9 protein-coding genes are annotated in these 12568 nt (G+C 48.8%); 8 read left to right on the top strand and 1 reads right to left on the bottom strand.

Translation table 11 applies throughout. The features are described from left to right. Nucleotides 1-160: 160 nt before the first annotated feature. From QL223_RS23265 to QL223_RS23235, 7 genes are all read left to right on the top strand, one after another. The gene (locus QL223_RS23265; protein WP_152442411.1) at nt 161-493 is read left to right on the top strand and encodes a hypothetical protein; all 333 of its coding nucleotides are present in this window, start codon (nt 161-163) and stop codon (nt 491-493) included. Between the two features lie 150 nt (nt 494-643). After that, nucleotides 644-2059 carry a PepSY domain-containing protein gene (locus tag QL223_RS23260; protein WP_281546108.1) on the top strand — a complete coding sequence of 472 codons (1416 nt, stop codon included), beginning with the start codon at nt 644-646 and terminating at the stop codon, nt 2057-2059. A gap of 332 nt (nt 2060-2391) precedes the next feature. Continuing rightward, nucleotides 2392-3501, top strand: coding sequence for a TRAP transporter substrate-binding protein (locus QL223_RS23255; RefSeq protein ID WP_281546107.1), 1110 nt, complete (start codon nt 2392-2394; stop codon nt 3499-3501). Between the two features lie 72 nt (nt 3502-3573). Then, the gene (locus QL223_RS23250; protein WP_281546106.1) at nt 3574-4140 is read left to right on the top strand and encodes a TRAP transporter small permease subunit; all 567 of its coding nucleotides are present in this window, start codon (nt 3574-3576) and stop codon (nt 4138-4140) included. Next, nucleotides 4137-5516, top strand: coding sequence for a TRAP transporter large permease subunit (locus QL223_RS23245; protein ID WP_281546105.1), 1380 nt, complete (start codon nt 4137-4139; stop codon nt 5514-5516). The genes QL223_RS23250 and QL223_RS23245 overlap by 4 nt, the downstream gene beginning before the upstream one ends. Before the next feature lie 201 nt (nt 5517-5717). Then, complete coding sequence (locus tag QL223_RS23240) at nt 5718-7631, top strand: FG-GAP repeat protein (RefSeq protein WP_281546104.1); 1914 nt, start codon at nt 5718-5720, stop codon at nt 7629-7631. 132 nt (nt 7632-7763) lie between these two features. Beyond that, the gene (locus QL223_RS23235; RefSeq protein ID WP_231590941.1) at nt 7764-8372 is read left to right on the top strand and encodes a LysE family translocator; all 609 of its coding nucleotides are present in this window, start codon (nt 7764-7766) and stop codon (nt 8370-8372) included. Nucleotides 8373-8386: 14 nt separating this feature from the next. Here QL223_RS23235 and QL223_RS23230 read toward each other — a convergent pair whose 3' ends face one another. Further along, entirely contained in the window at nt 8387-9487 is a 1101-nt protein-coding gene (locus tag QL223_RS23230) for a two-component system response regulator (protein ID WP_002541319.1), read from the bottom strand. A 165-nt stretch (nt 9488-9652) separates the two neighbouring features. Between QL223_RS23230 and QL223_RS23225 the strand changes: the two genes are divergently transcribed. Continuing rightward, nucleotides 9653-12553 carry an ATP-binding protein gene (locus QL223_RS23225; RefSeq protein ID WP_281546103.1) on the top strand — a complete coding sequence of 967 codons (2901 nt, stop codon included), beginning with the start codon at nt 9653-9655 and terminating at the stop codon, nt 12551-12553. Nucleotides 12554-12568: the final 15 nt, after the last annotated feature.

The raw sequence follows: 12568 nt of genomic DNA, 5'->3' as shown, positions 1-12568 counted from the left end.
TACCCAATCTTTGCGGGCTTGTAACCTGTTTTTTAACTCACCTCACATCAATTGCTTTCTTTTCATACTGACTCACTGCATCAATACACTTAGTGATATATATTTTGCGACTTATATTCACAAGCAGGATGGGTATGTGAGGGCGTCATTTAAACGAATGATGTTGTTGGCAAGCGCCTTAAGTTGGGTGCTGGTCTCACTGATGCCTGTGATAAATGCCCATGGCAGTAATGCTGGCGTCTGGGAAACACTCTGTACTGTTAATGGCTTTAAGCTGGTTCAGGTTGAAGGGGAAGAAACCAGCAGTGAAGGAAAGCACCATGGAAAGCCTTGTCCGTTCAGCCATTTCTCTTTTAGCCATCACCTTACACTCACCGCCACAGACACTCATACTCACGTAAAATTCGTGGGGAATCAGCACTACTCTTTATTGGCTCAAAGGGTAAAGTTTGAATCTCCCATAGCCCGCGCCCCACCTTTCTCTCTCTCATAATCTCCAAGCCCACATACAGCTGTAGTTGCTGAGGGCTGGAGTGTTCTAAAACAAAAATAAATAGGGCGCTTAGCCCACTGAGTAAAGTCATCGATAAAAATGCACTGCGTGTTTTGCGGTGTGTTTGCTTATGAGAAAGGAAAACTAACTATGGTTAGTGAAACCAACACAGCGGCTGCGCCTGCCCAAAAAGCGCGATATTTCACAGCTTGGCGATGGCACTTCTATGCCGGACTTTTCGTTATTCCCTTTATGTTGCTGCTGAGCGTTACCGGTCTTGTCATGCTGTTTGATGATGAGATTGAATCTGCCTGCTACGGAGACATGTTAACGGTTCAGGCCAGCGGACAACCAATGCAACCTTCTGAACAGCTCAATGCGGTAAATCAGGCGTTTCCAGAAGCCACGGTGACGCAATTTATTCCAGCGCAAACTGCAGATACTGTCAGCCGTTTTTCCATTCAATTGCCAGGCGGTGAAACCCGTTTTGCCTTAGTGAACCCGTATACAGCGGAAGTGACAGGGACAATCGACCGTAGCGACAGTTGGTATGAGCTGGCGAACGATATTCACGGCACACTACTTATTGGTGACTTAGGTGATCGGCTGATTGAAACTGCCGCCAGTTTTATGATTCTGCTCCTGGTGTCAGGGATTTATCTCTGGTGGCCGAAAGACGCGGCAAGCCGAGCCGGTTTTCTTAAGATCCGAACCGACAGTGGGTCGCGCATTTTCATGCGGGATTTGCATGCCAACCTAGGTGGTGTTTTATCCGTGGTATTACTGCTGTTTGTATTGTCTGGTCTTGCCTGGGCGGGTATCTGGGGCGGAAAAATTGTTCAGCCTTGGGGCAGCTTCCCAGCTGAACGATCAAAAAACGCGCCTGAATCGGTCATCACCCACAAGATGCTTAATCATGGCTCTGAAGAGGAAATGCCTTGGAATCTCGAGCAAACGCCGGTACCGAGCTCTGATCATGGTGGTCATGGCGCACCTGAGCCAAACGTGGAACGTAAGTACTCTGCGGATGTGAGCATCGATCAGGTTGTGACCTTGGCTAAGGAAGTGGGTTTTACCCACTATAAGCTGAAGTTTCCGAAGTCGGATACTGGGGTTTATACCTTGTCGGCGAACACCATGAGTGGGGATATCACTGACCCAACGCAAGACAGAACCATGCACATAGACCAATACAGTGGTGAAGTGCTGGCAGATATTACCTTTGCAGATTACAACTGGATGGCAAAAGCGATGGCGGCAGGGATTGCATTGCATCAGGGGGATATCAGCATCATCAATAAAGCGCTGAATGTATTTTTCTGTCTTGCCTTTACCGCCATATCGATCACAGGTGGTGCCATGTGGTGGAAGCGACGTCCGAACGGTTCACGCAAACTGGGTGCGCCCCCCGTTGTGGCAGGAAATGGTTTTTGGGTAGTTGGCGCGACAACCCTGATTGCCATCTGTCTGTTGTTCCCGCTCGCTGGTTTGTCAGTGGTTGCAATTTTATGCATCGATTGGCTTATCTTCCGACGCGTGCAGAGTTTGAAGCAAGCTTTCAGCTAACAAAATTGAGCCCCTCGCAATAGGGGCTTTTTTGTACATTTTAAACAAGGTGAAATCCCCAAAAACAGTGCGTGGTAGCACGCAATTAGGAGGCTACATAGGGAGTTATCTATCAGAAGGTTAAATAAAACCTGATCATTGTTTGACCGACTTCAAACTACCTTGTGATGAAGCTACTTGCCTAGGCGCATAATGAGTAAAGTTATTGCAACATCTTATTAACTGCATAGTTAGTGAGATTGCCACGGATTGAACAGGCAGCCTGCACCTATCTTTTGCAACTTTCCGCGTTGCCTGTTGTTACCGCCATTTCGAGCAAGGAGACTGAAATCATGTTGAAACGTCGTTCGTTCCTCGCCACCGCCGCAGTAGCACTCAGTGTGTTCATGGCTGGTTGTGGTGAGCAAAAGCAGGAAGCGGCAGCTGAAGCTGCACCCGCTGCGCAAGAAAAAGTAACCTGGAAAATGGTCACCACTTGGCCGAAGAACTTCCCTGGTTTGGGGACGGGCGCAAACAACCTTGCTGAGCTGATCACTGAAATGAGTGACGGTCGCTTGGAAGTGAAAGTGTACGGTGCCGGCGAACTGGTGGGTGCACTGGATGTGTTTGATGCAGTATCTCGCGGTACGGCCGAAATGGGCCATGGCGCGGGCTACTACTGGAAAGGTAAAGCGCCGGCAGGTCAATTTTTCGCAGCAGTACCATTTGGTCTGACCGCGCAGGAAATGAACGGCTGGATCTACAACGGTGGTGGTCTGGAACTGTGGGCGGAAGCTTACGAACCATTCGGCATCATCCCAATGCCAGCGGGTAACACTGGCGTACAAATGGGTGGCTGGTTCAACAAAGAAATCAACCAAATCAGTGACCTTGAAGGCCTGAAAATGCGTATCCCTGGTCTGGGTGGTGAAGTGCTGAAGCGTGTAGGCGGTACGCCTGTACTGCTGCCGGGCGGGGAAATCTTCCCATCTCTGCAATCTGGCGCGATTGACGCGACTGAGTGGGTAGGTCCATACAACGATTTGGCATTTGGTCTGCACAAAGCGGCGAAGTACTACTACTACCCAGGGTGGCACGAGCCAGGTACAACGCTGGAAGCGCTGATCAACAAGCAAGCATTTGAGAAGCTGCCAAAAGATCTACAATCTATTGTTCTGGCGGCAACCCGTGTAGCGAACGCCGATATGCTGGCTGAATTCACTGCACGCAACAACGCAGCGCTGGAAAGCCTGGTGAACGAGCACAAAGTTGAGCTTCGTCCATACCCACAAGAAGTGCTGACTCAACTACAGGCAGTGGCTGATGAAGTGGTTGCTGAGCAGGCAGCAGTGGATGAGATCAGTAAGAAAGTTTACGACTCTTACAAATCATTCCGCGATCAGGCAATTGACTGGCATGCGATTTCTGAGCAATCCATGCTGAACGCCCGTAACCCGCAATAATGTTGAACAGGCAGTGCCCCGGGCACTGCCTTTTTCAATACCCTCATAAAAACAAAAAGTAAGAGTTGTTTTATGGAAACCGCTTCTCCTTTTCTGATTTCCCTGATTAAAGGGATCAATCGATTCAGTGATTGGACGGGTCGCTTCGTTTCCTGGTTCGTGTTGGCAATTGTGCTTATCACCTTCGTGGTGGTGGTGATGCGTTATGTGTTTAACACGGGCTCAGTGTTTATGCAGGAGTCCGTTCTCTATTTTCATAACTATGTGATTATGCTGGGTGCCGCTTATGCGTTGCTCAAAGGCGCTCACGTTCGCGTGGATATTTTCTACCGCCCAATGTCTGACAAGAAAAAAGCATGGGTGGACTTGTTTGGCTTTTTACTTTTATTGCTTCCTACCTGTGTGTTTATTTTCTATATCGCTTGGGATTATGTGGCTGCATCATGGTCGATCATGGAAGGCTCGCAGGAAGCGGGTGGTGTAGACGCCCGCTATATCTTTAAAACCAGTATATTGCTGATGCCAGTCCTGGTTTTGTTGCAGGGTTTTGCAGAAGCGCTGAAAGCACTGCTGACGTTGACTGGCCATCAGGACTTGGCCAAACAATTGGAAGATCACGATGAGGAGCACGCACTATGACCGAGTTCCTCGCACTGTTTCTTTTCCTGTTTACCTTCGGCGTACTGCTGTTGGGGTATCCGGTGGCGTTTTCACTGGGTGGGTCGGCGTTGTTATTTGCCTTTATCGGTGCAATCACAGGAACTTTTGATCCTGCGTTTCTTGAAGCCATTCCCAATCGTATTTCCGGCACCCTTTCTAATGAACTGTTAGTGGCCATTCCACTGTTCGTCTTTATGGGTGTGATGCTGGAGAAGTCTAAAATCGCCGAAGACTTGCTCGATACCATGGGGCAGGTGTTTGGTGGATTAGCAGGTGGCTTGGGTATATCCGTGACCATCGTAGGTATGCTGCTGGCGGCGAGTACCGGTATTGTCGGCGCCACCGTGGTAACCATGGGCTTACTATCTCTGCCTTCGATGATGAAGCGCGGCTATTGTCCGCGTATCGCAACGGGAACGATTTGTGCCTCTGGAACACTGGGGCAGATTATCCCGCCATCTATTGTGCTAGTTCTTCTCGGCGATGTGATTTCATCGGCTTACCAACAGGCACAGCTTGATCAGGGGATCTACTCCCCAGAAAGTGTCACTGTGGGTGATTTATTCCTCGGTGCGTTGATCCCAGGTTTTGTGCTGGTGGGTCTATACATTGTGTACTTGATAGGTATCGCAATCCTCCAACCGCATCGTGTGCCACCCATTCCAGCTGAAGAGCGTAAGGTCAGCAAAGAACTCTTTGTTCAGGTACTGACGGTATTGATCCCGCCTGTGCTTCTGATTGTGCTGGTGTTGGGCTCCATCCTAACGGGTGTCGCCACACCAACAGAAGCCGCGTCGGTTGGGTCTGTCGGTGCCATCATTCTCGCGGCCAGCAAGCGCATGTTTAACATCGCTATCCTCAAGGAAGTCATGCGCACCACCACAGAAGTCACGGCCATGGTCTTTATGATCCTGATTGGTGCGTCACTGTTTGCGCTGGTGTTCCGTGGCTTTGGTGGTGACGATATTGTTCGCGACTTCCTCACTGGTCTTCCGGGTGGCGTGTTTGGCGCGATGCTGCTGGTCATGCTGGTGCTGTTCCTGTTGGGCTTCTTCCTTGATTTCATCGAAATCACTTTCGTGGTGATCCCTATTGTTGCGCCAATCCTGCTGACCATGGGGGTGGACCCGGTTTGGCTGGGTATCATGATCGCGCTGAACCTACAGACGTCATTCCTGACGCCGCCGTTTGGTTTCTCGCTGTTCTACCTGCGTGGGGTAGCGCCTAACTCCATCTCAACCATGGATATTTATCGTGGTGTGATGCCGTTTATTGCTATCCAGATTCTGGTGCTGATGATGCTGGCTTACTGGCCGTCATTGGCGACTTGGTTGCCAGAGTTGGTTTACGGCTAAGATTTGGTGTTTGCGTAAAACTGAAAGCCTCCTTCATAGGAGGCTTTTTACTGTGTATCAGTAAGACCATATTTTGCTATGGGGTATTCCATACTGCTATCTCAGCTCGAGACTTTTTGATTCAAATGTGAGCCATGTGTTTTCATGGTGGGTCTACATTTAGAGTAATACGCTTGAATATCGTCTCTTTAGTTTTTGGGAATGCTTCAGACCATTTTGATTCGCCCTCGCTGTACTTTGGCTTCCTCTCTTTTCATGCTTTTGCGTGTGGGGGTGTTGCTGACAGTATTTATGCTGACGGGTTGTCCCGACTTAGTGCTCTGGCAAGAGAGAAGTAAGCCCAAGGATGAAGCAAGCTCATCGACTTTAAGTGCCTTTAACATTATCTCGGTTTCTCCAGCCAATTCTTCTTCCCCAACTGCTTATATTGGTAGGGTGGAATTTGAGTGGGAGGCAGCAGGAGAAAATAATGAGGCCCCCATTTCCTACTCCATATGCCAGAAAGATCCCTCTGAGAGTCAAGGATGTTTGGAACTCGCATCTGTCACTAATGCACAGAGACTGAAAGTCGATATTGGTGGAGCTCTGAGCGCTGTTCAAAGTGATTATTTTATAAGAGCCTCCCGAGGTGGATTACAGAAAGATTCAAACGAAATTTCTATTGTAAACACAGTAGCAAATCAGCTTATTGGATACATCAAAGCATCAAATGCAGAGAGTCTGGACGAGTATGGGTCATCAATTGCACTGAGTGAAGATGGCAACACGCTAGCGGTCGGTGCGGCCAATGAAAGCTCAAATGCAACCGGAGTGAATGGAGATGAAGCAGATAATTCATCAGCCAGTTCTGGTGCAGTGTATGTCTATCGACGACAAGGTGGTGTCTGGTCGAAGCAAGCATATATAAAACCCTCGATACTAGATAGTGGGGACTACTTTGGTAAGAGCGTCTCGCTTAGCGCAGATGGAAACACTCTGTCAGTCACCGCCCCAGGCGAAGACTCTTCAACGAATAGCGTCAATAGCGATGCTTCTGACAATAGTGGAGATGGCAATGGTGCAGCTTACGTCTTTCGGTATTCAGCTGGTGCTTGGAGCCAGCAAGCTTACATCAAGCCATCCAACTCGGGTTCGAGGGATGCGTTTGGGAATTCTGGCCAACTGAGTGGGGATGGTAATACGTTTGCAGTATGTGCAAGAAATGAAGACTCAAATGCGATGGGCATCGATGGTGATGGCTCCAACAATTTGGCTTCAAATTCGGGAGCAGTTTATGTTTTTCGGTTTGATGGCAGTCATTGGGCTCAAGACGCTTACATCAAGGCATCTAATACTGAGGAAAATGACACTTTTTGTTTTGGTTTAGCGATAAGTGGTGATGGAAACACCATTGCATCGGGCGCATGGTCAGAAGACTCAGACACCACTGGCATAGATGGAGACCAGTCAAATAACGATGCAGTTAACGCGGGAGCCGTTTATGTTTTTCGTTACGATTTGGCATTAGGGTGGCAGCAGGAATCTTACATTAAAGCCTCTAACACCGGAAATGGTGACAGGTTTGGTAATTTAGTCGATCTTAATCAGGACGGAACCGTGCTGGTTGCGACTTCGTTTTACGAAGATTCTGATGGTTCTGGGGTCAATGGCGACCAGTCCAATAATGCAGCAAGTAACTCCGGCGCAGCTTACGTGTTTAGATATAGTGCCGGAAGTTGGACGCAAGAAGCATTCATTAAAATGGAAAACGCAGACAGTTTTGACCGTTTTGGAGAGTCGGTGGCGTTAAGCGGTGATGGAGGAACGCTTGTTATTGCATCGGCAGGGGATGACTCAAACGCTATTGGTATAGATGGGGAACAAACCGATAACTCGAACACAAATACTGGCTCAGCTGCTGTCTATCGTTATGATAATTCAGTGTGGACTTTCAGCCATTACCTCAAAGGAACCACCTCAGATGATGAAGATAATTTCGGGGCTTCTATCGCCTTGAGTGAAGATGGCTCGCGTATCGCGATCAGTGCCGACCTTGAATCTTCTTCTGCCTTAGACATCAACGGTGATCCCACGGATAATAGTGCCACCAACTCAGGAGCTGTCTATCTCTTCTAGCACCTTCAGCCATGTTGATTTTTGGCTTAATTGGATAACTCCTTCTTGACGCTGTAACGTCTCCAGTTTCTACTACGCTTCTTTATGCTTGTTATGTCCGGAGATGAAGTGGCATCTGCAGTTGATATCGCCATGTTGGCGGTGTTTATTCCAACATTCTTTTTTGTATCGGTCACGCCGGGTATGTGCATGACCCTAGCAATGACGCTAGGCATGAGTATTGGTGTACGTCGTAGTCTTCACATGATGTGGGGAGAGTTGATTGGTGTGGGCTTGGTTTCGCTGGCATCCGTTGCTGGCGTAGCGGCGATCATGCTCAATTACCCAGAGCTGTTTGCGATTCTGAAGTATCTGGGTGGTGCATACCTGTTTTACCTTGGTGTCCAGATGTGGCTATCTAAAGGGAAAATGGCGATTCCGCAGGACTTCACTTCAAATTCAGATACGTCTCGGCTTACGCTTGCAATGCAAGGCTTCGTGACTGCCATTGCCAACCCGAAAGGCTGGGCGTTTATGATTTCCCTGTTGCCACCGTTCATTAACCCTTCTTTGGCGTTGCCACCTCAGCTTTCCGTGCTGATTGGCATTATTCTGCTGACAGAGTTTGGCTGTTTACTACTTTATGCTTCGGGCGGCCGCACGCTGCGCCACTTCCTGCAAAAAAGCGGTAATGTGCGAATGATGAACCGCATCGCGGGCTCATTGATGATGGGTGTAGGTGTTTGGTTGGCTGTGGGCTGATTAATCCTCGGCGTTCAGTCTTTGTAAGTCTCTGCGATCTTTATAAAGTCTGCCTGCATTTCAAACATGATATCGACTAACAGAGGGTCGAAATGCGATCCTCTGCCTTCCCGAATAATGTCAAACGCCTCGTCGTTGGTCATTGCAGATTTGTAAATACGCTTACTGACCAACGCATCAAACACATCAGCAACCGCCATTAACCGCGCACTGAGCGGAATGTCTTCGCCAGCTAAGCCTTGCGGATAGCCAGAGCCATCCCACTTTTCATGGTGACCGTAGGCGATTTCTTTCGCTGCGCTCAGGAATGGATAATGCGCGTCTACTTCTTCCTCCGCTTTCACTATCGCGTCGTAGCCAAGTTTGGCGTGCGTTTTCATGATGTCGAATTCTTCTGCCGTCAGCTTGCCGGGTTTTAGCAAGATAGCATCTGGAATACCGACTTTGCCGATATCGTGAAGCGGTGCGGTTTTGAACACCATAGTGACGTACTCGGGCGTTACTATGTCAGGATATTTACCACGCAGGTAGAGTTGGTCTGCAAGGATTTTTACATAGTACTGAGTACGGACGATGTGATTACCGGTTTCCTGATCGCGTGTTTCCGCCAGGCTTGCGAGTGCATTGATGGTGACATCCTGAATAACACTGAGTTCTTTAACCCGACGCTGAACTTCTGCTTCCAAAAACTCATTTTGATCATGCAGGAAGTCTTTAGACGCTTTGTTCTCTAAATGGATGCGGATGCGCGCCATCGTGATAGGAGGGCTGAGAGGCTTTTTGATGTAGTCAGCAGCACCTACAGAAAAACCAAATTCCTGATCTTCCGCTTTTGACTTAGAAGTCAGGAAGATAACTGGAATATCGCCACCGCCTTTTTTGGCTTTGATCTGACGGCAGACTTCGTAGCCGTCCATGCCAGGCATGACGACATCCAAAAGAATCAGATCAATGGAAAATTTTTCAACGATAGCGAGAGCTGTTTGGCCGTTGGTCGCTGCCTTGACTTCATAATCGTTCTTGAGCATCTCGCTCACGAACACAAGATTTTCAGGCGTATCATCGACGACCAATATGGTTGCGCGTTTCTTTGCGTTGTTTTCCGGTGACACCATTTACGGGATCCTGAATCACTTTCCACTTCTTCAATCCTAGGTCTACTCTTAATAATGTTCCAATTGTGAGTCACATTATTTTAATTGAGACATGCAGTTACAGCGTGCGCACAGACGTACGGTAAAAATGTTTGTAATGTGCCAACGGCGAGCAGATCAAAACCTATGAACAACGACAGTTTTTTGGGCGTATCAGCGTTCACTGGAAAGCTTATCTTAGAACTTATTGCAAGGGCGGGCAGCGTGTTGAGCACAGCACTAGCCCGCGCTTTCGTTATGGTGGTACTCACCTTGCTGCCGATATCCGTGCGAGCGGAAAAAGATCATGGCTATCTATCTGCCACTTCGCTTCCGCCGACGGGGGAGGGGGTCAGCCTGCTGCCGCTGCTTACCGGTATCATTCTTATACTGTTAGTGATTGTGGTCCGTGGGGCAGTCACCATCAAAGGTCTGCAGGCCCAAGTCAAAGATCAGCGCCAGAAGATCCGCCAGACCGAAAAAGACCTCTCTATCGCAAAACGTTCCGCCAGCGTGGCACATCAGGCGAAGCGAGATTTTCTTTCCAACATGTCCCATGAGCTAAGAACACCCTTAAACGCCATATTGGGGATGTCTCAGCTGGCGATGGACAGTGGCCTTGAAGGGAAACAGCAACGGTATATCAAGCGCGTCATCAGTGCGGCTAACTCATTGCTTGATGCGGTCAATGAAGTGTTGGATTTCACCAATGTCAAAGCAGGTAACCTTCACATTGAATGGGTTGAGTGTAACCTCGAAACTATCCTGACACCGGTGGCAGACACCCTGGGCGAACGGGCTCAGGAAAAAGATGTGCTGTTTTGCGTCAACCTCGATATGGCGATTCCAAAGATCATAGATGCGGACTCTGTGCGCCTCACTCAGGTGCTCATGGCGTTGGGTGATAATGCGGTGAAGTTTACCGACAGCGGAGAAGTCACACTCTCTGTCACGCTCGAATCCTGTCGGGACTCTGACGTTAAAATACGCTTTACGATTCGTGACACCGGGATTGGGATCCGCAGAAAGGACTTGGATAACCTCTTCCAGCCTTTTTCGCAGTCAGACAATTCCTCATCACGGGAGCATGGCGGTCGTGGGCTAGGACTAACACTAGCCCGTGAACTGGTGTCGCTGATGGGGGGCGAGTTGCAGGCTGATAGCCGCTTGGGGGAAGGGAGTGTATTTTCCTTCTCGCTGCCTTGTCAGTCCGGGTTGCGTGAAACCTCAAAACTCGGTGGAGCCTGGGCGCGTTCGCTTACGGCCAAAAGCGTACTCATCGTGTCGCCAAATTCTACCCTGCGCAACAACATGAAAGAGCCACTGGTTTTTGCTGGTGCCAATGTCAGTCAATGCCGGGATGTCGACGACATTGAGCACAGCAAGCAGAACATCGAGCGCGGGGTTTATGAGCATGTTGTCGTGGACTGGGATCTGATTACACCAGAGATGAAATCCAGTATTTCAACCATATTCAATAACTTGTCACAAGCTCAATCCGTCCTTCTGCTGTGCGGAAAGAAACACTGTCTGGATATTCCTGATGCCAGACCGAACTTCGCGTTCAACTGGGTCACCATGCCTGTGCTTCCATCGAAATTTATGCGTTCGTTGACGGAAGAAGTACGCACCATCAAGCCGATCAAAAACGGTCGCAAAGACCTGCCAGAGCTGGAGCTGGAAGATGTTCCTGAACATGAAATGGCCATCAGGGATAAGGTCGTGTTGTTGGTTGAAGATAACCTGATCAATCAGGAAGTGGCACTGGGAGCGATGGAAACCCTGCCAATCAGTGTGCTGGTAGCAGACAACGGTGCAGAAGCTATCGCAATGGTTCAAGAACATCATGTTGATTTGATCTTGATGGATATGCAGATGCCGGTGGTTGATGGGGTGACTGCAACTAAGACCATCCGTCAGGAGCTAGGCATGAAAACCTTGCCGATACTTGCCATGACGGCAAACACGGATGCCCACGACGTGGCAGCGTGTCGTGAAGCGGGGATGAACGAGCATCTTGCCAAACCCATCAACTTTGAATTATTGCACGCCAATCTAATAGAGTGGCTTTCGAAAGATGCACCGGAAGAGAAGAAATCTGAGGCACCGCTTGAATCGGTTGTGGTTTCATCATCTACAGAACCAGAACCAGAACCAGAACCAGAACCAGAACCAGAACCAGAACCAGAACCAGAACCAGAACCAGAACCAGAACCAGAACCAGAACCAGAACCAGAACCAGAGCCGGAGCCAGAAAAAGCCGAAGACACCACGGAAATAGCTGAAGAGGTGGAAGACGCAGATATTGAAGCGACGACGGAAGTGGTCAATACCGTTGGCGAAACACAAGAACCCAAAGGGGAGTCAACCGTTGATGCGGAAGCTGAGGACGCTGAACGGACCCGAAGGAGAGTAAACATGGAATACGACGATACAATGTTTGATCTGATGGTTGATAACGTGCCCGGCATCAATCTTGGTGAGGGGGTGCAACGACTGGGTGGCAACAAAGCCAAGTACCTCAAAATCCTGTCGCTGTTCCTGACTTCCCAAAAAGCAGCTATGGATCAATTACTATCAGATGCTGACAACAGTGAGAAAGCGATACTTGCCCACTCGTGTAAAGGGGCGGGGAGTAATATTGGCGCAGATGCAATCTCCAAGATAGCTTCTGGTTTGGAAGATAAATACAACGCGGGTGAAACGGTCACAGAAGCCGAGGTGAATGAGCTGAAAAACCTGATCACAGCGGCTATAGATAAATTTGATGAAATTGCTTTAAGCTCAGCGTCAGTGGAAGCAGAGCCAGTTGTCCAAGAAGAAATTAAGCCATTGGATGCGTATCTGATTGAACAAATCAATGCTTTGCAGACAAGTCTGCAAGAGTTTGATATTGGCGTGCAGGATAAGCTGTCTTCGCTGTCAAAAGACCTTCCGCAATGGTTCAACCAACTTGAGGAATTTAAGCGTTTGCAGGAATCAGTGAATCAGTTTGATTTCCTTACGGCAGAAGAACACCTCAAAGCGCTGAAGAAGAAAACTGGGTAGTTGAAATAAGTCAGT

This window comes from Grimontia sp. SpTr1 (assembly GCF_947387585.1).
GTDB classification, from domain to species: domain Bacteria; phylum Pseudomonadota; class Gammaproteobacteria; order Enterobacterales; family Vibrionaceae; genus Enterovibrio; species Enterovibrio indicus.
The sequence above is the reverse complement of the archived record's forward strand: the minus strand, read 5'-3'. Positions and strand labels throughout refer to the sequence as shown.